The sequence below is a fragment of the Caulobacter sp. GSs2 genome, from assembly GCF_058680895.1.
In genome coordinates this window covers 2158148-2183442 of sequence record NZ_CM178725.1, presented here as the reverse complement: position 1 = coordinate 2183442, position 25295 = coordinate 2158148, and the positions used below count along the sequence as shown (strand labels likewise).

The window sequence follows — 25295 nt, the reverse complement described above, 5'->3', positions numbered from 1 at the left end:
GCCCGTCCGCCCGTTGTTGCAAAGCACCGATACGTCGCCGAAGTGTCACGCCAAGGCCCGCAAACCTTGACCCGAGGGGGTCATCGTGCGACCTCGCGCCCGCGCAGCCCTGCAAAACATAACGAACAAAGACGAACGCCCATGCCCGTTTCGCCCATCAAAATGGCCGACGCGATCCGCGTCCTTTCCATGGATGCGGTCCACAAGGCCAAGTCCGGACACCAGGGCATGCCGATGGGCATGGCCGATGTCGCGACGGTGCTGTGGAGCAAGTTCCTCAAGTTCGACGCCGCCAAGCCCGACTGGGCCGACCGCGACCGCTTCGTGCTGTCGGCGGGCCACGGCTCGATGCTGATCTATTCCCTGCTTCATCTGACCGGCTTCAAGGCCATGACGATGAAGGAGATCGAAAACTTCCGTCAGTGGGGTTCGCTGACCCCCGGCCACCCGGAAGTCCACCACACGCCGGGCGTTGAATGCACCACTGGCCCGCTGGGCCAGGGCCTGGCCACCGCCGTGGGCATGGCCATGGCCGAGGCCCATCTGGCCTCGCGCTTCGGCGCCGACATCGTCGATCACCGCACCTGGGTGATCGCCGGCGACGGCTGCCTGATGGAAGGCGTCAGCCATGAGGCCATCAGCATCGCCGGCCGCCTGAAGCTGTCCAAGCTGACCGTGCTGTTCGACGACAACAACACCACCATCGACGGCGTCGCCACCATCTCCGAGACCGGCGACCAGGTGATGCGCTTCAAGGCCGCCGGCTGGGCGGTCAAGGTCGTCGACGGCCACGACCACGGCAAGATCGCCGCCGCCCTGCGCTGGGCGACCAAGCAGGACCGCCCGACCATGATCGCGTGCAAGACGCTGATTTCGAAGGGCGCGGGTCCCAAGGAAGGCGACCCCCACAGCCATGGCTACACCCTGTTCGACAACGAGATCGCCGCCTCGCGCGTCGCCATGGGCTGGGACGCCGCGCCGTTCACGGTGCCCGACGACATCGCCAAGGCCTGGAAGAGTGTCGGCCGTCGCGGCGCCAAGGTGCGCAAGGCCTGGGAAGCGGGCCTGAAGGCCTCGGCCCACGCCGCCGAGTTCACGCGCGCCATGTCGGGCGGCCTGCCGGCCAAGGCCTTCGAGGCCGTCGACGCCCATATCGCCAAGATGGCGGAAACCAAGCCGGCCAACGCCACCCGCGTTCATTCGGGCGCGGCCCTGGACCACCTGATCCCGGCGATCCCGGAAATGATCGGCGGCTCGGCCGACCTGACCGGCTCCAACAACACCTTCGTCAAGGGCATGACGGCGTTCGACACCCCCGACTATGCCGGCCGCTACGTCCATTACGGCGTGCGCGAGTTCGGCATGGCGGCGGCGATGAACGGCATGGCCCTGCACGGCGGCGTCATCCCCTATTCGGGCACCTTCCTGGCCTTCGCCGACTACAGCCGCGCGGCGATCCGTCTGGGCGCCCTGATGGGGGCCAAGGTCATTCACGTGATGACCCACGACTCCATCGGCCTGGGCGAGGACGGTCCCACCCACCAGCCGGTCGAGCATGTGGCCTCGCTGCGTGCGATCCCCAACCTGCTGGTCTTCCGCCCGGCCGACGCGGTGGAAGCCGCCGAGTGCTGGAAGATCGCGCTGGAGCAGACCGCGACCCCGTCGGTCATGGCCCTGTCGCGCCAGAAGACCCCGGGCGTCCGCGCCTCGGGCGAGCAGAACCTGTCGGCCAAGGGCGCCTATGAGCTGCTGGCGGCCGAGGGCGGCGAGGCGGCGGTGACGATCTTCGCCACCGGCACCGAGGTCGGCGTGGCCGTCGCCGCACGCGACATCCTGCAGGGTCAGGGCAAGCCGACCCGCGTGGTCTCGGTTCCCTGCTGGGAGCTGTTCGAGCAGCAGCCGGCCGCCTATCGCCAGGCCGTCATCGGCACGGCGGCCAAGCGCGTCGCGGTCGAGGCGGGCATCCGTCAGGGCTGGGACCGCTTCATCGGCGAGGACGGCGGCTTTGTCGGCATGACCGGCTTTGGCGCCAGCGCCCCGTTCGAGCGTCTCTACAAGGAGTTCGGCATCACCGCCGAGGCCGTGGCCGCCGCGGCCGCCTGATCCAGGACTACCAAGGGGCGCGCCTGGCGCGCCCCTTTTGGTTTCGGAGCCTTACAGGCTCCACTGCACCCGGAAGCCGGCCGTTTCGACCAGGCAGCCGACGCTGCGCTCAAAGGCATGGGCCAGGGTGCCGTCCACGCGTCCCAGTTCCGGCTCGAAGGTCAGGTCGTGACCGACGAGCGCCTCGAACGCCGCGATGCGACCCCAGAACATGGTGCCGGCCGGGAAAGCCGTGTCGGGGCCGTAGCGGAAGTTCAGTTCGCGGGAGAGCTGGTTCACGCCCTCGGCGTTGTGGGTCATGACACCGGGGTCGCTGAACAGCATCCGGGCGTTCTCCGGCGCCAGCAGGCCCAGCCGTTCATCCCCGGCGAACGCCGCCAGGGCCGCCTGGGCGCGATCGGGAGACATCAGGCCGTCCAGCAGGCGATCGCGCCAGGCGGCGCCGTCCGAGCGGTGGGGCGACTTCTTCGTATGGGCCTTGCAGAACACCGTATGGCCGCGCGCCCGCGCGATTTTGAGGGCGCTCAGGAACGGCGCCACATCGCGTCCGCGATTGGGCAGGGGAACCAGGACGGCGCCCGGCACGGCTTTGGCCAGGGCGTCGACCGCCGAAGCCGGCCACTGCTCGGGGAAGGTGATGATGGCGTCCATGCTGCCTTGCAGCGGCGCCAGGCGCTGGGCCAGGTCGTCGATCAGGTCGGCATAGAAGATGTGGAACAGCATGACCGCGTCATGCGTGCGGGGGCCTTGCTGCGAGGCGGCCACGGCGGGGTGGTCGCGCGCGGGCGTCGGGGCGCGACTGGCCACGGCGTTGCGCAGGGCCTGGGCCGAGGCGTGGCCCAGCCAGCGGTCGGGCTCCAGATAGGTCCCCTCGCCCCACTCGTTCCAGGCGTTGACGAACACCAGCCGCTCATCGGGCGGGGCCAGGCGCGTAGAGCAGTCCAGGGCGGCGCCGGCCCAGTCGTGGAAGCGCTGCGGCGTGACATTGTGGAAGATGTTGCCGAAGCCCGGCTTGCGGGCCTCGTTGTCCCAGGACGGCATGACGCCGGGATAGACCCGGGCGTCTTCGCGACGCTCCAGCGCCTCGATCCGCTCCTCGACGACGGTGTCGTAGTCGTAGATCCGCCCCGCGAAATCCAGGTTCAGGCGCTCGACCGTGTCGGTGATCTCGCCCTTCCGCAGGGCGTGGGGCGGGAACTCGACCAGGCCGTCAAAGCCGGCGTCGCGCCAGGCCGAGAAGCCAAAGGCGTTGGTGCAGAGGATGAACAGCTCGCCGATCCCGCGCTCTCGGGCGCGGTTGCGCCAGCGCTCCAGCGTGGCCGCAGCGTCGGGCAGGGTGTCGGGGCGATAGACGATCAGCAGCGGCTTGCCGCCCACCCGCACATAGCGCGGCGAGGCCATGTAGCGGGCCAGGTCATCGAGCAGGGCCAGGTCGTCTTCCGGCGAATGGTCCTGGGCCATCAGGATGTCCTGTTCGTCGCCGTCCCAGCGCCGGGTCCAGTTCTCGTTGGCCCAGCACAGGGCGAACGGCAGGTCGATCTGCGGATCGGCGACGAAGGCGTCCAGCGGACGCTCCAGCAGGCGTTTTCCGCCGAACCAGTAGTAGTGGAAGCAGAAGGCGTCGACGCCGGCGTTGCGGGCCATCGCCGCCTGGGCCTGCAGCACCTCGGGCACCCGCAGGTCGTAGAAGCCCAGCTCGCCCGGCAGGCGCGGCTGGTAATGGCCGACGAACTGGGGCGTGGCCTTGCTGACATTGGTCCACTCGGTGAAGCCCTTGCCCCACCACTGATCGTTCTCGGGGAACGGATGGTACTGCGGCAGGTAGAAGGCCAGCACCCTTGGCGCATCGTCCGCGCGGGGTGGCGGACCCAGGGCCGGGGCGGCGAAGTGGGGGCTGAAGGCGTGCCGCGCCACGTCAAAGGCGCGCTGATAGGACTCGCGCCAGGGGTCCTGGCGGCGATTTCTCATCGTCTGACGCGCCAGACGGATCGTGCTCTTGGGATCGCTGAGAGTCCGGAGGATGATGCGGATACCGCGCGCGACGCCCGGGGAAAGTCCGCGAAGCGCGGCGCGCAGCAGCCGGCGGGGCGCCGAAAGTCGCGGGGCGCCGGCCGCCGGCTCGGCCGCAGGATCGACCCGGAACCCGCTCAGTTCGAACAGGCAGGGCGCGCCGGACGGCAGGAGCACGATCTGGCGCAGGGCGCCGGCATTGGTGTGGGCCACGACGACATAGGTGTCATCCCCGAGCCGCTTCAGCGCCACCGGCGTCGCCAGCGCCAGGCCATCGCCCCAGTCGATCAACACGCTGGGCGCCTGGATCTCGCCCTCGAGCGCGCGGAGCTTCACGCTGACGCGAACCGAGGCCACGTCGTCAAACTGCGGCTGCTCGGCCCGGGTCAGGCGAAGCAGCATCTCCGCGTCGGCGGTCTGGGCCCTGAACTGGCCGGGCGATCCGGTTGGCTCGACGGCCTTCCGGGGCGCGGGAAGCCGCTCGCTCACGCGGCGCTGCTTCTCGCGAGCCATTCCTCGGTGGTCCCAAGGAAGGTCGGCACGCCGGATTCCATGGTCATGACCTTGTTGCAGACCTTGGCGGCCAGTTGATAGTCGTGGGTGGCCAGGACAACGATCTTGGCGGAATCGACCATGCTGTTGAGGCGGTCGGCGGCCCGCTTCTGGAAGTCGGCGTCGCCGGCGCTGATCCACTCGTCCATGATCAGGATATCGGCGTCCATCTGGGTGGCCACCGAGAAGGTCAGGCGCGCGGCCATGCCGGCCGAATAGGTCTTCAGCGGCATGTGCACGAAGGCGCCCAGGCCGGAGAACTCGACGATCGAGGGCATGCGCTTCTTGATCTCGCGGTCCGACATCATCTGCATCATGGCCAGGTTGCGGATGTTCTCCAGGCCCGAGGCTTCGATGTCGAGGCCGACCGAGATCGAGATCATCGAACTGATCCGCCCGCGCACATCCACCTTGCCCGAGGTCGGCGAATAGATGCCGGCCAGGATCTTCAGCAGCGAGGTCTTGCCCGAACCGTTGTGGCCGATCACGGCCAGGCGGTCGCCTTCCTGCAGCTTGAGGCTGACGTTCGACAGCGCCCGCACGAAGGTCACGTCCTTGCCGGCCTGGATCAGGCGGCCGCCGACGGCCATGTTCAGCACGGTGTTGCGCAGCGACTGGGCGCGCACGCTGTAGAGGTTGTAGTCGAGCGTGACGTCGGTGAGTTCGATGGAACTGTTCATGTCGCCTACAGCCAGAACACGACGCGGGTGCGGACCAGGGTCAGGCTGATCAGCGTAAACAGCGCGGCGACGCCGAGGAAGGCCAGCGACGCGTAGACATCGTGGGCCGGCGCGGCGGCGCCCATCAATGGGTACCTGACAATATCAAGCAGGTGCGCGAAGGGGTTGAGATCGACGATCCAGCGCATATCCGCAGGAACCTGTGTGCGCTTCCAAAACACGGGTGTGAGCATGAACAGGCTCTGGGCGACAAAGCCGACCATGTAGTTGATGTCGCGGAAGCGCACCGAGATCATGCCCAGCGGAATGCTGATGAACAGGCCCGTCAGCAGGGCGATGGGCAGGTTGACCAGCAGGGTCCAGTGCGGGATCACCGCCAGCTTCATCAGCATCAGCACCAGCCACAGCCCGACGACCTGGTGGAGGAAGTTGATGAAGATCTTGCTCATCTGCTGGAAGGCGTGAAAGCTCAGGGGCAGGTTGCGCACCTGCATCACGCCGGCGGCGTTGACGAAGGTGTTGGCGATCTCAGGCAGGATGCCGCCGGTGATCGACCAGCCGACCACGCCGATCATGATGAAGGACAGGTTGTCCTTGGCGTCGCCGCCGAAGATCGAGCCGAACACGATGGCCAGGGAGAAGGCGGTGGCCAGGGTGGTGCTGGCCATCCAGACGGGGCCCAGCAGGCTGCGGCGGTAGCGCGTCACGGTCTGCTCGACGCTGACCCGCCACCACAGAGGCGTCAGGAGCACGCCGCGGTACAGGTCCAGCGCGGCGGCCTTGAAACTTCCGAAGAGGCTCATTCAGAAGCCATTCCTGTTGACGGCAAACAAATCCGGAAACTCTCGCAAACAGGTTGGCGGCGGGCGAAGCGACCCGGCTTCTCGCTCCGTCGGAGCGGGCGCCTTCTTAACAGGCCTTGGAAGCTTGGGGAACCGCTCATCCCGCAGCGTGACCCTGCTGATTCTTCTGGATGTTTAGGCCCGTTCGGGGGCTCCGGACAACGGCCAATCGCGCGGTCGGGCGCGGCTGTCCGGGGCCTGTGGAACGCCGCTCAGCCCTCGGCCAGGGAGCGCAGATAGGCGCCATAGGGCGACTTCTGCAGGTCGTGCGCCAGGCCCAGAAGCTGGTCGGTATTGATCCAGCGGTTCTGGTAGGCGACCTCCTCGCAGCAGCCGATCTTCAGGCCCTGGCGATGCTCGATAGCGCGCACGAATTCCGAGGCTTCCAGCAGGCTGTCGTGGGTGCCGGTGTCGAGCCAGGCAAAGCCCCGGCCCATGCGCTCGACCGACAGGGCGCCGCTCTCCAGATAGAGGCGGTTGATGTCGGTGATTTCCAGCTCGCCGCGCGCCGACGGCTTCAGGTCGCGGGCATAGTCGACGACCTTGTTGTCGTACATGTAGAGGCCGGTCACCGCCCAGTTGGAGCGCGGATGGACCGGCTTTTCCTCGATGCTGACGGCGCGGTTGTTGTCGTCGAACTCGACGACCCCGTAACGATCCGGATCCTTGACCAGATAGGCGAAGACCGAGGCGCCGTTCTGGGCGCGGGTCGCCGCGCCCTCCAGCATCCGGCCCATGCCGGCGCCATAGAACAGGTTGTCGCCGAGGATCAGGGTCGAGGGACCATTGCCGACGAATTCAGCGCCGATGCGATAGGCGTCGGCCAGGCCCGTGGGCTCGGGCTGCTCGGCATAGACGAAATTGACGCCCCAATCGGAGCCGTCGCCCAGCAGGCCCTGGAACAGCGGCAGGTCGCGGGGCGTGCTGATGATCAGGATGTCGCGGATGCCCGCCATCATCAGGATCGAGATCGGATAATAGATCATCGGCTTGTCGTAGACCGGCAGCAGCTGCTTGCTGACGCCCTTGGTCACCGGGTGCAGGCGCGTGCCCGATCCGCCGGCCAGGATGATGCCCTTCATGAAATAGTACCCCTACTGCCCCGCGCGACCGGTCACGTCTGGCGGTGACCTTTGGCTCCAAGATATCTGTCCAGAGCGTCTTGCCATGCCGGCATGGATCGGCCCAGCGCCTTTTCGACCTTGGCGTTGGCCAGAACGCTGTAGGGCGGACGGCGGGCCGGGGTCGGAAACTCGGAGGTCGGGATCGGCGAGACCGTCGCCTCGACCCCCGCGCGGTCGATGACGGCGGCGGCGAAATCATGCCAGCTGGCCGCGCCGGAATTGACCACATGATAGAGGCCGGCCGGCGCTTCGACCTTGATCAGGTCGAGAAGGGCCTCTGCCGCGTCCCAGGAACCGGTCGGCGACATCACCTGGTCGGAGACCACCTTCAGCGCCCCGCGTTCGCGGCCGTACCGGATCATGGTCTCGACGAAATTGCCGCCCTTGCCGCTGGCGCCCGCGACGCCGAACAGCGAGGCGACGCGAGCGACGATGACGTCGTCATGGGCCTGGCGGGCCAGGGTTTCGCCCTGCAGCTTGGTCTGCCCATAGACATTGATCGGGGCCGGCGCGGCGGTCTCGTCCAGCGGCTCGCGCGAGGCCTGGCCGCCGAACACATAGTCGGTCGAGACCTGGACGAGGCGGGCCTTTTTGCGGGCGCAGGTCCTGGCCAGGGCCTGGGCGAAATCGGCGTTGATGGCCACGGCCGGAGCCGGGTTCTTCTCGCAGTCGTCCACGCGGGTGACGGCGACGCTGTTGATGGCGACGTCGAAGTCCAGATCGGCCAGGGCGGCGTCCAGTCCGGCCAGATCGGTCGCATCGAACTGCGGACGTTGCAGGGCGACCAGGGCCAGGCCGCGCGACGCGGCGATGGCCGACAGGTCATGACCCAGCTGGCCGTTGGCGCCAAACAGCGCAATGCGCGGACCATCCTTGTTGGGGGATGACATCAGGTCGTCTTCAGCCCCAGACGCTGGCCGTCATAGCGCTCGCGCAGCGGCCGCCACCAGTCCTCGCGGGCCAGGTACCATTCGACGGTCTTGCGCAGGCCGGTGTCGAAGTTTTCTTCCGCCTTCCAGCCCAGCTCGGTTTCCAGCTTGGTGGCGTCGATGGCGTAGCGGGCGTCGTGGCCGGGGCGGTCGTGGACGAACTGGATCAGGTCGCGGCGCTTCAGGCCCGGCTGCGGGCGCAGCTCGTCCAGCAGGTCGCAGATCGCCTCGACCACCTCCAGATTGGTGCGCTCGTTGCGGCCGCCGACATTGTAGCTCTCGCCGACCACACCCTTGGTGGCGATCAGCACCAGGGCCTTGGCGTGGTCGTCGACATAGAGCCAGTCGCGGATGTTGTCGCCCTTGCCATAGACCGGCAGCGGCTTGCCCTCGAGGGCGTTCAACGTGACCAGCGGGATCAGCTTCTCGGGGAAGTGATACGGCCCGTAATTGTTGGAACAGTTGGAGACCACCACCGGCAGGCCATAGGTGTGATGCCAGGCCCGCACCATGTGGTCGGACGAGGCCTTGGACGCTGAATAGGGCGAGCGCGGATCATAGGGCGTGGTCTCGGAGAACAGCCCCTCGGCGCCCAGGCTGCCGAACACTTCGTCGGTCGAGATGTGGTGGAAGCGGAAGGCCTGGGCGGCCTCGCTGTCCAGGGTGCGCCAGTACTCCAGCGCCGCCTGCAGCATCACATAGGTGCCGATGACATTGGTCTGGATGAAGGCCCCGGGACCGGTGATCGAGCGGTCGACGTGCGACTCTGCCGCCAGGTGCATGATGTGGGTGGGCTTGAACGCGGCGATGGCCTCGGCCACGGCCGAGGCGTCGGCCACATCGCCCTTCACGAAGGTATAGCTGTTGTGGCCGCGCAGGTCGGCCAGGCTGGTCTCCGACGCCGCATAGGTCATGGCGTCGAAATTTAGGATCGCCGCGTCGCCCAGGCCGGCCAGATAGCGGCAGACCGCCGAGCCGATGAAGCCGCAGCCGCCAGTGACCAGGATACGGAGGTTGCGCGACATGCCGGTTCCTTCAGAATACCAAGCCCGCCCCGTAGCTTAGAAGCCCGGCGGCGCGCAACCCGCTTCTCCCGGGCGACTAGTCGGTGAACACCACCGTCTTGCGACCGTTCAGCAGCACCCGGTCTTCCAGTTGATAGCGCAGGGCGCGGGCCAGGACACGGCGCTCGATGTCGCGGCCCTTGCGGATCAGGTCCTCGGGCGTGTCGCGATGGCTGATGCGCTCGACGTCCTGCTCGATGATCGGGCCTTCGTCCAGGTCGCCGGTGACGTAGTGGGCCGAGGCCCCGATCACCTTCACGCCGCGCGCATGGGCCTGATGATAGGGCTTGGCGCCCTTGAAGCCGGGCAGGAACGAGTGGTGGATGTTGATGCAGCGCCCGGCCAGCTTGGCCGACAGCCCCTCTGACAGCACCTGCATGTAGCGGGCCAGGACGACGATGTCGGTCCGGGTGTCCTGGATCAGCTGCCACAGGGCGGCTTCCTGCTCGAACTTGGTCTCCTTGGTCACCGGCAGGTGATGGAAGGGCAGGCCCGTCAGGTCGACATTGGCGTAGGTTTCGGCCGGGTGGTTGGCCACGACGGCGGCGATCTCCATCGGCAGTTCGCCGATCTTCCAGCGATAGACGAGGTCGGCCAGGCAGTGGTCGAACTTGCTGGCCAGGATCATCACCCGGTAGCGATCGGTGCGGTCGCGCAGGGTCCATTTCATCGACAGGGCGGTGGCCACCACCGTGAAGTCGGCCCGCAGGGCGGCATGGTCAGCGCCGTCGGCGTCGAACACCACGCGCATGAAGAACTGGCCGGTCTCCTGGTCGTCGAACTGCTGCGCGTCGAGGATGTTGCAGGCGCGCTCGAACAGGAAGGCGGACACCTTGGCGACGATGCCGCGCTGGTCGGGACAGGAGAGGGTCAGGATCATGATCTGCTCCCTCTAGAGGCTTGGCGCGCCGAAGAAAAGCGGCGGACCGCGACGGGCGAGGATGAATTCGCTCGTCGAGAGCGGAGATCGCCATGGCTTCGGCACGGTCTTGCCCCGCCCGTCTCGCCAGCCCAGTCTGCTCATAGGGTGTCGCAGCGGGAAAAGCTGTCATCCCGGACAAGTCCGGCGATAGCCGGGCGCAGATCCGGGACCGCCGGAAGCGCGGCGCTCAGGCGTCGATCCCGGATCTGCGCGCTGCGCCCCCGCCTCAAGGCCGGGGCGGGATGACAGACGTTTTTCGTCTGTCTCCCATAGCCCTGCCTAGGCAGTAGCAGGGAGACAGGTCTAGGCTCGCCCCATGGCATCCTCTTCCGAAGCGCTGTCCGACCGCGCCATCGATCTTCTGGCCAAGCTGGTGTCGTTCGATACCACCTCGCGCCTGTCCAATCTCGCGCTGATCGAATGGGTCGAGGGCTACCTCGCCCAGCTGAACGTGCCTTCCCGGCGGGTGCCCAATGCCGACGGGACCAAGTCGAACCTGCTGGCCACCATCGGCCCGGCGGTCGAGGGCGGCGTGGTGCTGTCAGGTCATACCGATGTGGTGCCGGTCGACGGCCAGCCGTGGTCGACCGATCCGTTCGTGCTGACCGAAAAGGACAGCCGGCTCTACGGGCGCGGGACCTGCGACATGAAGGGCTTCCTGGCCCTGGCCCTGGCCGCCGCGCCGGACCTGGCGGCCGCAACGCTCAGCAAGCCCGTGCACCTGGCCTTCTCCTATGACGAGGAAGTCGGCTGCCTGGGCGCGCCCGACATGATCGCGGTCATCGCGCGCGATCTGCCTCGCCCCGCCCTGGTGGTGGTCGGCGAGCCCACCGACATGGTCGCCGTCAGCGGCCACAAGGGCATCGCCTCGTTCCGGGTCACGGTGTCAGGCCGCGAAGCCCATTCCAGCCTGACCCACCTGGGCGTCTCGGCCAACATGGCGGCGATCAAGCTGATGGCGGGTCTGGTGGAGCTGTCCGAGACACTGGCGCGCGAGGCCGATCCCGCCTCGCCGTTCACGCCCAAGGGCGCGACCCTGACCATCGGCCAGGTCAATGGCGGCACGGCGGTCAATATCCTGGCCCGCGAATGCGTGTTCATCTTCGACCTGCGCACCCCGCCGGGGATGGATCCGATGGCGATCCTGGCCGACTTCTTCGCCAGGGCCGCCACCATGGACACCGAGCTGAAGGCCTGCGCGCCCGAGGCCGGCGTCAGGGTCGAGCGCCGCTCGCTGACCCCGGCCTTCGCGCCGGAAGTCGACGGCGTCGCCGAGGCCTTCGCCCGCCGCATGGCCGGCGACAACGGCCCGGGCCGCGTCGTGCCCTATGCCGCCGAGGCGGGGCAGTTCCAGGGGGCGGGGTTTTCGACGGTGATCTGCGGTCCAGGCTCGATCGACCAGGCCCATCAGCCGGACGAATTTGTCGAGATCTCCCAGATGCAGCGCGGGGCGGCCTTTATGGCGCGGTTGGTGGAGGATTTATCCCTCTAGCCTCTAACAAAAATCCGCTCTTCCCGGCGAAGGCCGGGATCCAGATCGAACCCAGGGCGCGCCAGGCCCTGGCAGGGTCAGAAGGCGCATCATCCCCAACCGCTCAGGCTGAATCTGGGTCCCGGCCTTCGCCGGGAAGAGCGGAGTGTGGGGCTAGCGCTGCTTCCTAATCACGAACCGCCGCCCGATGAACGCCGCCGGATCGATCGACATCACCCGCAGGATGGCGCCCGAACCCGCCTTGCGCCGCGCCTGAACCGCTCTGCGGTCGGCCATCACCGCCGTAAAGTCCGCACCCTTCAGCGCCGCCCTAATCCCCCGCACCGCCGGCCCGGCGTCGCCCCGGCGCAGGTGCAGCAACAGCAGCGCCGCCGTCACCGCCACATGCAGCGGCGTGGTCAGCCACAGCAGCAGCGGTGGGGTGTTCTTGAGGAAGGTCCAGACCCGGTTGCGCGAGCCGTGGAAGATGGCGAAGTCCGAGCGCACGCCCGTGCTGGCCGAGCCCACATGGGCCACGCGCGCCTCGGGCAGCAGCAGGGTCGTCCGCCCGGTCAGCCGCAGGCGATAGCCAAGGTCCACATCCTCGCAGTAGCAGAAGAACCGCTCGTCAAAGCCGCCGAGGTCTTCGAACAGCGCCCGGTCGATCAGCATGGCCGCGCCGCATGACGAAAATACCTCGCCCTCCGGCAGGTTCGCCGGCAGCCTGCGGCCATAGCCGCCCCGGAAGGGAATCCCGGCCGAGGTCATGTTGTCGCCGGCCCCGTCCAGCACGGCCGGATCGTCGGCCGAGGTCTGCAGCGAGGCGAAGCTCTCGACGGTCGGATGCCGCGCCGCGCCGTCCAGCAGGGCGGCCAGCCAGCCGGGCTCGGGATAGGCGTCGGGATTGAGCAGGGCCAGCCAGCGGCCTTTTGCCTGTTTCACCGCCAGATTGTTGCCGGCCGCGAAGCCCAGATTGGCCCCGGGCTGCAGGAAGCGGATCGCCGGATCCGCCGCGACGGCGGCCTGGGGCGCGCCGTCGGTCGAGGCGTTGTCGACCAGCAGGATCTCGAAATCGGTGAAGGTCTGGGCTTTCAGCCCCGCCAGGCAGCGTTCCAGGGTCGGACCGCTCTCATACGAGACGATGATCACGCTTACAGTCGGCGCACTCTTGTCATCGGCGGTTCCAGACGGCATCGGTGGCGAACTTGTCCCTGGAGCGTTCTGGTCATGAAAATCACCCCCCTGGCGATTCCCGAGGTCCTGCTTATCACGCCCGCCCGCCATGGCGACGAGCGCGGCTGGTTTTCCGAGACCTTCCGCCAGTCGGCCCTGGAGGAGGCCGGCTTCACCCGCCCCTTCGTGCAGGACAACCATGTGCGCTCGACCACGCGCGGCATCCAGCGCGGCCTGCACTTCCAGAAGCCGCCCCATGCCCAGGACAAGCTGCTGCGCTGCGTGGTCGGATCGATCTTCGATGTGGCCGTCGATATCCGCAAAGGCTCGCCGACCTATGGCCAGTGGGTGGGCGCCGAGCTGTCGGCCGAAAACCGCCAGCAGCTGCTGGTGCCCCATGGCTTCGCCCACGGCTACTGCACCCTGACCGACGACTGCGAGGTGCTCTACAAGTGCACTGACTACTACACCCCTGCGGCCGAGGGCACGGTGCGCTGGAACGACCCGGCCATCGGTATCGACTGGACGATCCCCAATGCCGACATCGGGGCCAATGCCCGCGACGAGGCCGCGCCCCTGCTGGCCGAGATCGACTCGCCGTTCGTTTACGAGGGCTGATCACGCGCCCCCTTCCGCGCCTGCGGCGCTCCTCCCCCGGAGGGGGAAGATGAGATCATCCGCCCCCTCCGGGGGCGGACGGTTGCGCAGCAACCCGGTGGGGGCAAGTCACGGGAACCAAGGATGCAAAGATGACCGGCTTCACCGACCTCTTCTGGACCTCCGGCGAAGGCCTGCCGCTGCACGCCCGCGACTACGCCCCGATGGGCGTTATTGGGGGCGAGGCCACCGGCCTGCCGGTGATCTGCATCCACGGCCTGACCCGCAACGCCCGCGATTTCGAGGACCTGGCCCCCTTGATCGCCGCCACGGGCCGCCGCGTGCTGGCGGTGGATGTGCGCGGCCGGGGCCTGTCGGCCTGGGATCCGCAGCCGCTGAACTATCACCCCGGGACCTATGCCGGCGACATCGTGGCCCTGCTGGCCGCCACCGGCATCGAGCGGGCGGTGTTCGTGGGCACCAGCATGGGCGGCCTGATCACCATGGTGCTGGCCTCGTTCAAGCCGGAAGCCATCGCGGCGGTGGTGCTCAACGATGTCGGTCCCGAACTGTCGCCGGTCGGCCTGACCCGCATTGCCGCCTATGCCGGCGGGGCCAGCCGCTTCGAGACCTGGCCCGAGGCTGTCGACTACGTCCGGCGCATCAACCAGGCGGCCTTCCCGGCCTATGGCGACGCCGACTGGGACCGTTTCGCGCGCCGGGTCTTCGACGAGAAGGACGGCGGCTTCGTCCTGGCCTGCGATCCGGACATCTCCGCCCCGATCAAGGCGGCTGCGGCGGCCGCGAAGGACTCCGCCGACAAGACCGGCGCCTCGGCCCTGGCCCCGGACATGTATCCGCTGTTCCGCGCCCTGACGAAGGACCGCCCGGTGCTGCTGGTGCGCGGCGGTATTTCCGACCTGATCGACCCGCCGATCGTGGAACGAATGTGCGCCGCCGCGCCTAACATGGCGGTGGTCGAGGTTCCCGGCGTCGGTCACGCGCCAATGCTCACCGAACCGCAAGCCTGGGCTGCGATCGCCGATCTGCTGGATCGCGCGCCCTGAGCCGCCGCAAGGCGTGCGGAGCCCGGGTCGACTGTGCTAGACGCGCCCGGACGCTCCCCGCCCAAGTGATTGTTCCGCGTCCAGACAGGTAGCCCATGACTCTCGACCTCGCCGCCATCCAGGCCGCCGCCGGCCGCCTCAAGGGCCACATCGAGCGCACCCCGTGCCGCTATTCCAAGACCCTGTCGAAGATTACCGGCGCCGAGGTGTGGGTGAAGTTCGAGAACCTGCAGTTCACGGCGGCCTACAAGGAGCGCGGGGCGCTCAACAAGCTGATGCTGCTGTCCGACGCCCAGAAGGCCAAGGGCGTCATCGCCGCCAGCGCCGGCAACCATGCCCAGGGCCTGGCCTATCACGGCGCCCGGCTGGGCGTGCCGGTGACCATCGTCATGCCCAAGACCACCCCCTTCGTGAAGGTGCAGCACACCCGCGACTTCGGCGCGACGGTGATCATCGAGGGCGAAAGCTATGACGACGCCAACGCCCACGCCCTGCGCCTGCGCGAAGAACAGGGCCTGACCTTCGTCCACCCGTTCGACGACTACGACATCATGGCGGGCCAGGGCACGATCGCCCTGGAGATGCTGGAAGACGCGCCGGATCTCGAGATCCTGCCCGTGCCGATCGGCGGCGGCGGCCTGATCAGCGGCGTGGCCACGGCGGCCAAGGCCCTGAAGCCCGACATCCGCATCATCGGCTGCGAGCCGGCCATGTATCCGTCCTTCACCGCCAAGATGCGCGGCATCACCGCCCATTGCGGCGGCCAGACCATTGCCGAGGGCGTGGCGGTCAAGACCGTGGGCGAGCTGACCTATGGCGTCGCCCGGCCGCTGATCGACGATGTTCTGCTGCTGGAAGAGCCGCATATCGAGCAGGCGGTGGCGCTGTACTGCAATGTCGAGAAGACCATCGCCGAGGGCGCTGGCGCGGCCTCGCTGGCGGCGCTGCTGGCCTATCCGGAACGCTTCCGGGGCAAGAAGTGCGGCCTGATCCTGTGCGGCGGCAATATCGACACCCGCCTGCTGGCCTCGGTGCTGACCCGCGAACTGGTCCGCGCCCAGCGGCTGGTGTCGCTGCGCATCGTCGGCGACGACCGCCCGGGCCTGCTGTCGACCGTGGCCAATGTGATCGGCGTCATGGGCGCCAACATCATCGAGGTCAATCACAACCGCCTGGCCCTGGACGTGCCGGCCAAGGGCGCGGAATTCGACATCACCATCGAAACCCGCGACGCCCAGCACACCCAGGAGATCATCGACGCCCTGCGCGACAAGGGCTACCCGCCGCGGTCGGTGTAGGCGGTTTGATAGATGCTCCCCCTCCGGGGGAGCTGTCGCGGAGCGACTGAGGGGGCCAATGCGGCTTGTGCCGAGCTGGCCCCCTCCGGCCCTCTGGGCCACCTCCCCCAAGAGGGGAGGATCTAAAACTACCCCTTCGGCGTCCCCGTCGGCGCGCGCAGCACGTCGATCAGCTCGATCCGGAAGATCATCACGCTGTTGCCGGGGATCGGCCCCTTGTCTTCGGCGCCATAGCCCAGAGCCGGCGGCACATAGAGCATCCACTCGTCGCCGGCCTTCATGCGCTGCAGGGCGATGACCCAGGCCGGCACCAGGCCGTCCAGCGGGAACGAGGCGGGCGCGCCGCGCTCGTAGCTGCTGTCGAAGACCGTGCCGTCGATCAGCTTGCCCTCATAGTGAACCTTCACCTCGTCGGCGCGGGTGGGATGCATGCCGCCGTTCGGGCCCGAGCGGACGATCTTGTACTGCAGGCCCTCGGGCAGGGTGACCACGCCCGGCTCCTTGGCGTTCTTGGCCATGAAGGCGTCGGCGGCCAGCAGATTCTCCGAGGCCTTCTTGTTGCCGCAGCCGGCCAGCGAGACGGCGGCGCCGGCGGTCAGAAGGGTGAGCAGGGTGCGACGATGCATGGAAGCCTCCGAAGACGATTGGCGTTTCAGCTAGCAGGCTCCGCGCGAAGATCAATCTTCCGCCTGCCGGACGATCTTCGCCAGCGATGATTTCACGGAACGGTGGTGGCGTTTCGCCATTTCGCCCCCTAGAAACGGCCATCCAGAGGATTGATGAGGCGCTCATGAAACCCGTCCGCAAGGCAGTTCTTCCCGTCGCCGGTTTTGGCACCCGCGTGCTGCCGGGCACCAAGACGACCCCGAAGGAACTGCTCAACGTCGTGGACCGGCCGATCCTGTCCTATGTCGTGGCGGAGGCCCGCGCGGCGGGCATCGAGCACTTCATCTTCGTCACCGGTCGCGGCAAGGGCGCGATCGAGGACTATTTCGACCATCACGTCGAGCTGGAGGCCGCGTTGGCCGCCAAGGGCAAGACGCAGATGCTGGATGAGCTGCTGGCCGAGCTGCCCAGGCCCGGCGAGATGAGCTTCGTGCGCCAGATGGCCCCGCTGGGCCTGGGCCACGCGGTGTGGTGCGCCCGCGACATCGTCGGCGACGAGCCCTTCGCCGTGCTGCTGCCCGACATGGTCATGCACGCCCAGACCTCGGCCCTGGCCCAGGCCATCGAGGCCTATGACCAGGTCGGCGGCAATATCGTCGTGGTCGAGCCCTGCCCGGCCGGTCAGGCCCACCAGTACGGCATTGTGGCGCTGGACGGCCAGGATGGCCGCCTGAACCGCATGACCGGCATGGTCGAAAAGCCGCCCAAGGGCACCGAGCCCTCCAACCTGTTCATCAGCGGCCGCTACATCCTGCAGCCCGAGATCTTCGACCTGCTGGCCTCGCAGGAAAAGGGCGCCGGCAACGAGATCCAGCTGACGGATTCGATGCTGAAGCTGATGGGGACCCAGGAGTTCCACGCCCTTGAGTACGAGGGCATCACCTATGACTGCGGCGACAAGATCGGCCTGCTGCGGGCCAATGTCGCCATGGCTTTGGCGCATCCGGAGCTGGGCTCGGCGGCTCGGGCCGCGATTGAGGATCTGCTGAAGCTGTAAGACTTGCCCCCTCCGCGCTGACGCGCTCCTCCCCCGTAGGGGGAAGATGAAGCGCGCCGACCTCATCTTCCCCCTACGGGGGAGGAGGGTCGCGAAGCGGCCCGGAGGGGGCAAGTGTCCGCTCCGCCAAGACGTCGGAATCTTCTTCGGCAATCGTCGATAGCAGCGCCGCCGCCCGCTCCGGCGCCAGCCGCCGCGCCGCCCAGACGGCCGCCCCGCGCACCACCGGCGCCGGATCGCTCAGCAACGGCTCGATCACGGCCATCAGCCCAGCATCGCCGCTGTTGCCGATTGCGTAGAGCACGTTGCGCATGAAGCGATCGCGCCCGATGCGCTTGACCGGGCTCTTGGAAAACAGCGCCCGGAACGACGGGTCATCCAGCCCCGCGAGCTCCGCCAGAGACGGGCCCTTCAGCGCCTCGCGGGCGTGGAACTTGGCCTCGCTGGAGACCTGGGCGAACTTGTTCCACGGGCAGACCGCCAGGCAGTCGTCGCAGCCATAGATGCGGTTGCCCATGGCGGGCCGGAACTCGGCCGGGATCGGGCCGGCCAGCTCGATGGTCAGGTAGGAGATGCAGCGCCGCGCATCCAGGCGGTTGGGTTCCGGGAACGCCTGGGTGGGGCAGATGTCCAGGCACGCCCGGCACGAGCCGCAGTGATCGACCTCGGCGGCGTCGGGCGGAAGGTCGAGGGTGGTCAAGACCGAGCCCAGGAACAGCCACGAGCCGAACGGCCGCGACACCAGATTGGTGTGCTTGCCCTGCCAGCCCAGCCCGGCCCGCTGGGCCAGGGGCTTTTCCATCAGCGGGGCGGTGTCGACAAAGACCTTCACCTCCTCGCCAAACCGCCGGTGCATCCAGCCGGCCAGCAGCTTCAGCCGCTTCTTGACCACGTCGTGATAGTCGTCGCCCTGGGCGTAGACCGAGATCGCCGCACGATCTGGATGGTCGAGCGCCGTCAGCGGATCGTGGTCGGGGCCGTAGTTCATGCCCAGCACCACGGCCGACCGGGCGTCGGTCCACATGGCGGTGGGGTGGCTGCGGCGCTCCAGGGTCTCTTCCATCCAGCCCATCTCGCCGTGGAAGCCTTCGGCCACGAAATCGGCCAGCCAGGCGCCATTGGGCCAGGCGGCGGCCGCGTCGGCGAACCCGCAGGCATGGAAGCCCAGCCGCAGGGCCTCGGCGCGGATCTCGTCCTTTAGGGTCTGGTTCGGATGACTAGAAGTCGAGGTCGTCATAATGCGCGGCCGGCGCGAGGCCGGGCCAGCGATCGGCCAGGATGGGCCTGAAGCAGGGCCTCGACTTGAGCTTCATGTACCAGGTCTTGGCGGTCGGGAAGTCCTGCCAGGGAACATCGCCGAAATAGTCGATCACCGACAGGTGGGCGGCGGCGGCGAAATCGGCCAGGCTCATGCGGCGGCCGGCCAGCCAGTCGCGGGTCTGCAGCAGACCATCGACATAGCCCATATGGGCGCGCAGGGCGTCGCGACCGCGACGCAGGGCCGACAGATCGGGCGCGCCCAGCCGCAGCAGGCGCTTTTCCATCTTCTCGTGCAGCAGGAAGCCGTTGACCTCGTTGTCGAACTTGCGGTCGAACCACTGCAGCAGGCGGCGGGCCTCGGCGCGCTCGCTGGCGTCGCGACCCAGCAGGGCCGGCTCGGGATCCTGCTCCTCGATATGTTCCAGGATGGCCCGGGTCTCGCAGACCACGGTCTTGCGCTCGCTGCGGATCTCGACCAGCACCGGGGTCACGCCCGAAGGGTTCAGGGCCAGGAAATCGGGCGCGCCTTCCCAATAGCGAACCTGGACCTCGGCGAAGGCCAGACGCTTTTCACCCAGGGCCAGACGCACCTGTCGCGAGGCGGGGTCCAGGGGGAAATGATGAAGGGTGCGATCGACGCTCATGCCCATTTGCGCTCAGGCTGCATCAGCAGAGCGATGCGCCGGTTTGCTTAACAACCTGTTGCTGAACACTGTTAACCCAAGCAAAGCAGGCCTTTGCGTGGCGTTTTGTCATAGTGAAGCTTAAGCCTTGGCGTTCATTCGGCCGATCAGGGCGGTGGTGCTCTGGCCCTGCTTGAGGTCGGCCAGCAGCACCCGGCCGCCATAGCCCAGCACCACGTCGGAGCCGACCACGGTCTCGACGGTGTAGTCGGCGCCCTTGACCAGCACGTCGGGGCGGAAGGCCTGGATCAGGTTCAGCGGGGTGTCTTCGTCGAACAGCACGACCAGATCCACCGACGACAGCGAGGCCAGGACGACGGCGCGGGCATGCTCCTTCTGAACCGGCCGGGTCGGCCCTTTCAGCTTGGAGACCGAGGCGTCGGTATTGAGGCCCACGATCAGGCGGTCACACGCGGCCCGGGACTGGTCCAGCAGCGACACGTGGCCGGGGTGCAGCAGGTCGAAACAGCCATTGGTGAAGCCCACGGTCTGGCCGCGCGCCCGCCAGCCGGCGACGATCTCCAGGGCATGGGGCAGGTCGGCGATCTTGACCTCGGCCGGGGCGCCCGCTTCCGAGCGGGCCAGGGCGGTCAGTTCGGCGGCGGTGACCACGTCAGTGCCCAGCTTGGCCACCACCAGGCCGGCGGCGAGGTTGGCCAGGCGGGCGGCGTCGGCCAGGGAGGCGCCGGCCGCGACGGCCAGGGCCAGGGTCGCGGCCACGGTGTCTCCGGCGCCGGAAACGTCAAACACCTCGACGGCCGTCGCGGGCAGATGCACGGGCGGCTGGCCCCGCACGCTGAGGGTCATGCCTGCGCCGCCCCGCGTGATCAGGGCGGCGTCCAGAGCGGGCGCCATGGCCAGGATCGCCGCGCCGGCCTCTTCGGAGGCTTCGTCGCTGTCGTCGGTGACGCCGGTGGCCTCGGCGGCTTCCTTGCGGTTGGGCTTGACCAAGGTCGCGCCGTCATAGCGGGCCAGGTTGCGGCTCTTGGGATCGACGATCACCGGCTTGCCGGCGGCGCGGGCGGCGTCGATGGCGGCGCGGGTCACGGCGTCGGTCAGCACGCCCTTGGCGTAGTCGGACAGCACCACCACGTCGGCGGCGGCCAGGCGCTGGTTGAAGGCGGCCAGCAGGGCGGCGGGTTCGGCCGGTCCGCGATCCTCGCGGTCGACCCGCAGCATCTGGTGCGAGCCGGAGATGTAGCGGACCTTTTCGGTCGTGCGACGCGCGGGATCGGTGACCAGATGGGCCTCGACCCCCGCCTCGTCGCCCAGCATGGCGGTGAGAGCCCGGCCGCCGTCGTCGTTTCCGATCAGGCCGATCAGCACGGCCCGCCCGCCCAGGGCCGCGACATTGCGGGCCACATTGCCTGCGCCGCCCAGCATGGCCGTCTCGCGCTCGACGGCGATCACCGGCACCGGGGCCTCGGGCGAGATGCGGTCGACGGCGCCGTAGATGAAGCGGTCCAGCATCACGTCGCCCAGCACCAGCACGGTCTTGCCGGCGAAGGCGTGGGGCAGTTGGGCCAGGGTGTCGTCCATGAAGCGGCGGCTCGTCTCGAAAAAGATCTGGCGCTTACTAGCCGTGATGGGCTTCGGCGAACAGCCCGCCGTGGCTCTCGGCCTTACCCCGGGGGTCGGGGTGGATGATGATGTCGGCCGCCGGAAAGGCCTCCAGCAGCCGGTTCTCGGCATTGACCATGATGGTGTGGGCCTCGGCCAGCGAGATGCCGGCCTCGAGGTCGGCGTGCATCTGCATGTGGACGTAAGGCCCCGAGGCGCGGGTGCGTAGCTGGTGCACGCCCAGCACGCGCGGATCCTCGGTGGCCAGGGCGACGATGCGCTTGCGGTCCTCGTCGGGCAGTTCGCGGTCCATCAGCTGGCTGGCGGCTTCGCGGAACACGCCGATCGCGCCCCAGATCAGCCACAGGGCGACGATCAGGCCGGCGGCGGCGTCGATCCAGCCAAAGCCGAGGAAGGCGGCCGCGCCGATCCCGACCAAGGCGACGGCGTTGGAGCCCAGATCGGCGGCATAGTGGGCCCGGTCGCCCGAGACGGCGATGGAGCCGGTCGATTTCAGCACCTTCGACTGGGCGATGATCAGGGCCAGGGTCAGGGCGATCGAGACCAGCATCACCGCCATGGCCAGCAGGCCCTGCTCGACCGGACGCGGATTGAACATCGCCCGGATCGCTTCCTGGCCGATCAGGGCGCCGGAGGCGAAGACCAGGCCGCCCTGCATCAGGCTGGAAAAGGCCTCGGCCTTGCCGTGCCCGAAGCGGTGCTCGGCGTCCGGCGGCTCTGCCGCGTAGCGCACGGCGAAGAAGGTGATCAGCGAGGCGATCAGGTCCAGGCCCGAGTCCGACAGCGAGGCCAGCATCGCTACCGAGCCGCTGGCCAGCCAGGCCAGGGTCTTGACCACGATCAGCACGGCCGCGACGGCCACCGACAGGGCGGTGACGCGACGGGTCAGGGCCTGGGTTTCAGGCGACAGGGCGGAGAGGGTCATGGCGCCTCCTTAACAAGCGGCGCGGCCGGGCCCCAGCGAGAACGACTCGCGCGAGTCGTTCTCGCCTTTGCCGTCAGGCGGCCTGCCGAATGCCCGGCCCCACATAGACCGACTGCGGCCGGATCAGCTTGCCGCCGGCCAGCTGCTCGCGGGCGTGGGCGATCCAGCCGGCCGTGCGGCCCATGGCGAACACGCAGGTGAAGCTGGCCGGCGGCAGGCCCAGGGCCTCCAGCAGCAGGGCGGTATAGAACTCGACATTGGTGTCCAGCGGCCGGTCGGGCTTGCGCTCGCGCAGGATCTGCAGCGCCGCCTGCTCGACGGCCTCGGCGAAAGCGACGCGGCCGGGCAGGGCCCTGGAGGCGTCCGACAGCTTGCGCACAGCCGCCTTCAGGGCGTCGGCGCGGGGGTCGCGGACGCGATAGATGCGGTGGCCGAAACCCATCAGCCGGTCGCCGCGCGCCAGGGCCTTTTCCAGCCAGGGGCGGGCGTTTTCCGGACTGCCGATGGCGTCCAGCATGTCGATCACCGGCCCCGGCGCGCCGCCGTGCAGCGGACCTTTCAGGGCCGAGATCCCGCCCAGCACCGCCGAGGTCAGGCCCGCGCGGGTCGAGGCGATGACCCGCGCCGCGAAGGTCGAGGCATTGAGGCCATGGTCGCAGACGGTGACCAGATAGGCGTCCAGGGCCCGGGTCTCGGCGTCGCTGGCCGGTTCGCCCCGGGTCATCCGCAGGATGTCGGCGGCATGCGACAGGGCCGGGTCGGGCGCGACGGGGGTCTGGCCAGCGGCGACGCGCAGCACGGCGGGCGTGAAGACGGCCGGCGCGGCCAGCAGCAACAGGGCGGTGGCCAGGTCATCGCCGTCGGGCAGGCGGGCCAGCAGGGCGCGCATGGCCTCGACGGGATCGCGTCTGGCCAGGGCCTCGTCCAGCGCGCCGACCTCGGCGAACACCTTGACCCGGGCCGCGCCGAGGGCGGGCGCGAGATCGGCCGGCATGTCGTCGAAAAAGCCGTCGAACAGCAGGTGCGCCGCCTGCTCGAAGGGGGTGTGGCCGGCCAGGTCCTCGACGGCGTAGCCGCGGATGACCAGACGGCCATGGGCCCCGTCGACGTCGGACAAAACGGTGTGGGCGGCGATCACGCCTTCAAGCCCATGGGCAAGACCTTCGGACATGTTGAGGTCTCCTTTCGGGCGGCAATTCGCGCCCGCCGTGCTTGATCGTCAATCTTGATCAATATAATCAATCTATATGGCGAATGACTGGCTCGACGCGGAACAGGTGCTGGAACGGCTGGGGATCCGGCCGCAGACCCTCTACGCCTATGTCAGCCGGGGCCGGATCGAGGCCGCCGCCCATCCGGATGATCCGCGCCGCAGCCTGTATCGCGCCTCCGACGTGGCGGCCCTGCACGCCCGCAAGGCCCGGGGCCGTCGCGCCGCCGACGTCGCCGCCGAGGCCATCGCCTGGGGCGAGCCGGTGCTGGCCTCGGCGATCACCACGGTGGCGAGCGGCCGGCTCTGGTATCGCGGCCGCGATGCGGCGGTGCTGGCGCAAGATCACACCCTGGAACAGACGGCGCGGCTGCTGCGCGGCGGCCATGGCGCGGCGCTGAAGGCGGCGCGGGCCGGGGAGGTCGTGGCCGGCGAGACCGCCCGGGCCCGCCTCTTCAACGCCCTGGCGCTGCGGGCGGGAGCGGAGGCTCCGGCGCGCGGACGGGCGCCGCTGGCCCTGGCCATGGAAGCCGCCAGCCTGCTCGACGCCGTGGTCGACGCGGCGGCGGGCGAGGTGACCGAAGGTCCGGCGCATCAGCGTCTGGCCCGGGCCTGGGGCGTCGATGCGGCGGGGGCGGATCTGCTGCGGACGGCGCTTGTGCTGCTGGCCGATCACGAACTGAACGCCTCGACCTTCGCGGCGCGGGTGGCGGCCTCGACGGGAGCGTCGTTGTCGGCCGCCGCCCTGGCCGGACTCTGCGCCCTGTCTGGACCGCTCCACGGCGGCATGGCCGCGCGGGTCGAGGCCTTTGTCGCCGAGGCCGATCGGACGGGACCCGCCAGGGCCGTGTCGGCGCGCCTGGCGCAGGGATCTTCGATGCCAGGCTTTGGGCATCCGCTCTATCCGGACGGGGATCCTCGGGCGCGTGCGTTGCTGGCGGCGTTCGAGCCGCCCGCCCTGCTCGCGGATCTGCGGCGGGAGACCGAGGCCGCGACGGCACAGCTGCCCAATATCGATTTCGCCCTGGTGGGCCTGGCGCGGGCGCTGGCCCTGCCGACCGACGCGCCGTTCATCCTGTTCGCCGTGGCGCGCACGGCCGGGTGGCTGGCCCATGCGATCGAGCAGGGGCAGACGGGGCGGTTGATACGGCCCCGGGCGCGGTATGTGGGCGAGGCGCTGGCTGCGAACGCTGGTGGGGGGTGGGGATCGACCGCTGCTGCGGCATCAGTCGGACAGTAACGCGCGACCAATCGGCACCATTGTTCCCGCAGGATCGAACATGATGACCCTAGCACCCCACGGTCCTTGAGATCCTTCTAGTGAGCTTGAAAGCACCATAAATATATTTCCGGATACCAACGAGCCATCTCGGTATCTGAGCGGCGAACCTTTAAATTCAAACTCGTACAGTTCGTAGGTGCCACCGCGGCCGTTTTCTTTAGCGGCTAAGCCAATCAGACTTAGAGGAAAGCTCCTGCCCTCCAAGTCGAATTTCTTCACATCGAACTCATCGCTGAAAGAAACAACGAACTCTTTGCTTGCGGAGGACATCGTGTTCGCCACCGGATTTGCCCCATCAACATGGGTTGAAGCGCACCCGCTAGCCATGCTCGCTGCGACTACACTCAACAAAACAAGAAGCTGCGAAAAGCGCATAACCTAGCGTGATGCAACGCCTCAGAGTACGCAACGGGTGCGAAAGCACGCTTTGCCTTCCCTCCTGAAAGCGGACGCCCCGCGTCCCGCTCATCCTTAATCTCCTGGAGGCTGCAGCGTGCTGGTCTGGAAAGTCAGCCCGCCGACACCGCCTCCGGCGGCCGCGTCGCGGCGATGCGAAGCGTCGTGCTTGAGTGACCTTTCCAGGCCAGCGATCGTCTCGCCGTGAGATTTAAGGTTGGCTCCCTTCGGCGCGAAGGGGGGCGGTGTTTCCCCGGGCCGATGCCGCAGGCCCCCTCCTGACCTGCTTCGCAGGTCGTCCTCCCCCTTGGCAGGGGGAAGATGAGATCGGGCGCCCTTCATCTTCCCCCTACGGGGGAAGATGGTCGCGCAGCGACCCGTAGGGGGCAAGTGCGGGGATAGACTGCCCTCAATCCCCGTTCTTTCCGGAATAAGCTCCAGTCAGATCAAAGGCTTGTAGAAT

General features: G+C 68.3%; 22 protein-coding genes. 7 read left to right on the top strand and 15 right to left on the bottom strand.

What is annotated here, in order from left to right; translation table 11 throughout:
- Positions 1-141 precede the first annotated feature (141 nt).
- Positions 142-2103, top strand: a complete 1962-nt coding sequence (gene tkt, locus ACW17Z_RS10615; protein WP_492055978.1) for a transketolase — start codon at positions 142-144, stop codon at positions 2101-2103.
- Positions 2104-2154: 51 nt separating this feature from the next.
- Here tkt and ACW17Z_RS10610 read toward each other — a convergent pair whose 3' ends face one another.
- The 7 genes from ACW17Z_RS10610 to purU form a co-directional block, all read right to left on the bottom strand.
- Positions 2155-4626 (bottom strand): glycoside hydrolase family 99-like domain-containing protein, encoded by a 2472-nt coding sequence (locus ACW17Z_RS10610; protein WP_492055977.1) that lies wholly within the window; start codon positions 4624-4626, stop codon positions 2155-2157.
- Positions 4599-5345: an ABC transporter ATP-binding protein gene (locus tag ACW17Z_RS10605; RefSeq protein ID WP_492055976.1), complete on the bottom strand. Its 747-nt coding sequence runs from the start codon at positions 5343-5345 to the stop codon at positions 4599-4601. Before ACW17Z_RS10605 ends, ACW17Z_RS10610 begins: the two co-directional genes overlap by 28 nt.
- Before the next feature lie 5 nt (positions 5346-5350).
- Complete coding sequence (locus ACW17Z_RS10600; protein WP_419319419.1) at positions 5351-6148, bottom strand: ABC transporter permease; 798 nt, start codon at positions 6146-6148, stop codon at positions 5351-5353.
- Between the two features lie 251 nt (positions 6149-6399).
- On the bottom strand, positions 6400-7269 hold the full coding sequence (gene rfbA / locus ACW17Z_RS10595; protein WP_419319420.1) for a glucose-1-phosphate thymidylyltransferase RfbA: 870 nt from the start codon (positions 7267-7269) through the stop codon (positions 6400-6402).
- A gap of 32 nt (positions 7270-7301) precedes the next feature.
- Complete coding sequence (gene rfbD, locus ACW17Z_RS10590; protein ID WP_492055975.1) at positions 7302-8201, bottom strand: dTDP-4-dehydrorhamnose reductase; 900 nt, start codon at positions 8199-8201, stop codon at positions 7302-7304.
- Positions 8201-9265: a dTDP-glucose 4,6-dehydratase gene (rfbB, locus tag ACW17Z_RS10585; RefSeq protein ID WP_492055974.1), complete on the bottom strand. Its 1065-nt coding sequence runs from the start codon at positions 9263-9265 to the stop codon at positions 8201-8203. Before rfbB ends, rfbD begins: the two co-directional genes overlap by 1 nt.
- 76 nt (positions 9266-9341) lie before the next feature.
- Entirely contained in the window at positions 9342-10184 is an 843-nt protein-coding gene (purU, locus tag ACW17Z_RS10580) for a formyltetrahydrofolate deformylase (protein ID WP_419319423.1), read from the bottom strand.
- A gap of 358 nt (positions 10185-10542) precedes the next feature.
- Between purU and argE the strand changes: the two genes are divergently transcribed.
- On the top strand, positions 10543-11718 hold the full coding sequence (gene argE, locus ACW17Z_RS10575) for an acetylornithine deacetylase (RefSeq protein ID WP_492055973.1): 1176 nt from the start codon (positions 10543-10545) through the stop codon (positions 11716-11718).
- 153 nt (positions 11719-11871) lie between these two features.
- On the opposite strand, the gene ACW17Z_RS10570 is transcribed toward argE, so the two are convergent.
- Entirely contained in the window at positions 11872-12891 is a 1020-nt protein-coding gene (locus ACW17Z_RS10570; RefSeq protein WP_492055972.1) for a glycosyltransferase family 2 protein, read from the bottom strand.
- Positions 12892-12924: 33 nt separating this feature from the next.
- On the opposite strand from ACW17Z_RS10570, the gene rfbC reads away from it, so the two are divergent.
- From rfbC to ACW17Z_RS10555, 3 genes are all read left to right on the top strand, one after another.
- Positions 12925-13488 carry a dTDP-4-dehydrorhamnose 3,5-epimerase gene (gene rfbC / locus ACW17Z_RS10565; RefSeq protein ID WP_492055971.1) on the top strand — a complete coding sequence of 188 codons (564 nt, stop codon included), beginning with the start codon at positions 12925-12927 and terminating at the stop codon, positions 13486-13488.
- Positions 13489-13619: 131 nt separating this feature from the next.
- Positions 13620-14534, top strand: coding sequence for an alpha/beta fold hydrolase (locus ACW17Z_RS10560; RefSeq protein ID WP_492055970.1), 915 nt, complete (start codon positions 13620-13622; stop codon positions 14532-14534).
- A 95-nt stretch (positions 14535-14629) separates the two neighbouring features.
- A complete protein-coding gene (locus tag ACW17Z_RS10555) occupies positions 14630-15832 on the top strand; it encodes a threonine ammonia-lyase (RefSeq protein WP_419319428.1) in 1203 nt (400 codons plus the stop codon).
- Positions 15833-15960: 128 nt separating this feature from the next.
- Here the strand turns inward: ACW17Z_RS10555 and bamJ are convergent, their stop codons facing one another.
- Positions 15961-16458, bottom strand: a complete 498-nt coding sequence (gene bamJ / locus ACW17Z_RS10550) for a BamJ family beta-barrel-assembly machinery protein (protein WP_492055969.1) — start codon at positions 16456-16458, stop codon at positions 15961-15963.
- A 164-nt stretch (positions 16459-16622) separates the two neighbouring features.
- Here bamJ and ACW17Z_RS10545 point away from each other — a divergent pair, with 164 nt between their 5' ends.
- On the top strand, positions 16623-17495 hold the full coding sequence (locus ACW17Z_RS10545; RefSeq protein ID WP_492055968.1) for a UTP--glucose-1-phosphate uridylyltransferase: 873 nt from the start codon (positions 16623-16625) through the stop codon (positions 17493-17495).
- A gap of 73 nt (positions 17496-17568) precedes the next feature.
- Here ACW17Z_RS10545 and queG read toward each other — a convergent pair whose 3' ends face one another.
- From queG to ACW17Z_RS10520, 5 genes are all read right to left on the bottom strand, one after another.
- Positions 17569-18732 carry a tRNA epoxyqueuosine(34) reductase QueG gene (queG, locus tag ACW17Z_RS10540; RefSeq protein ID WP_492055967.1) on the bottom strand — a complete coding sequence of 388 codons (1164 nt, stop codon included), beginning with the start codon at positions 18730-18732 and terminating at the stop codon, positions 17569-17571.
- Entirely contained in the window at positions 18713-19399 is a 687-nt protein-coding gene (gene fzlA, locus ACW17Z_RS10535) for an FtsZ-binding protein FzlA (RefSeq protein WP_492055966.1), read from the bottom strand. The genes queG and fzlA overlap by 20 nt, the downstream gene beginning before the upstream one ends.
- A 120-nt stretch (positions 19400-19519) precedes the next feature.
- The gene (gene rfaE1, locus ACW17Z_RS10530; RefSeq protein ID WP_492055965.1) at positions 19520-20977 is read right to left on the bottom strand and encodes a D-glycero-beta-D-manno-heptose-7-phosphate kinase; all 1458 of its coding nucleotides are present in this window, start codon (positions 20975-20977) and stop codon (positions 19520-19522) included.
- 37 nt (positions 20978-21014) lie between these two features.
- Positions 21015-21944 carry a cation diffusion facilitator family transporter gene (locus tag ACW17Z_RS10525; RefSeq protein WP_492055964.1) on the bottom strand — a complete coding sequence of 310 codons (930 nt, stop codon included), beginning with the start codon at positions 21942-21944 and terminating at the stop codon, positions 21015-21017.
- A gap of 73 nt (positions 21945-22017) precedes the next feature.
- A complete protein-coding gene (locus tag ACW17Z_RS10520) occupies positions 22018-23115 on the bottom strand; it encodes a citrate synthase/methylcitrate synthase (RefSeq protein ID WP_492055963.1) in 1098 nt (365 codons plus the stop codon).
- Between the two features lie 76 nt (positions 23116-23191).
- Here ACW17Z_RS10520 and ACW17Z_RS10515 point away from each other — a divergent pair, with 76 nt between their 5' ends.
- Entirely contained in the window at positions 23192-24394 is a 1203-nt protein-coding gene (locus ACW17Z_RS10515; RefSeq protein WP_492055962.1) for a citrate synthase family protein, read from the top strand.
- Here the strand turns inward: ACW17Z_RS10515 and ACW17Z_RS10510 are convergent.
- A complete protein-coding gene (locus ACW17Z_RS10510; RefSeq protein ID WP_492055961.1) occupies positions 24380-24718 on the bottom strand; it encodes a hypothetical protein in 339 nt (112 codons plus the stop codon). The genes ACW17Z_RS10515 and ACW17Z_RS10510 overlap by 15 nt on opposite strands.
- Between the last annotated feature and the right edge of the window lie 577 nt (positions 24719-25295).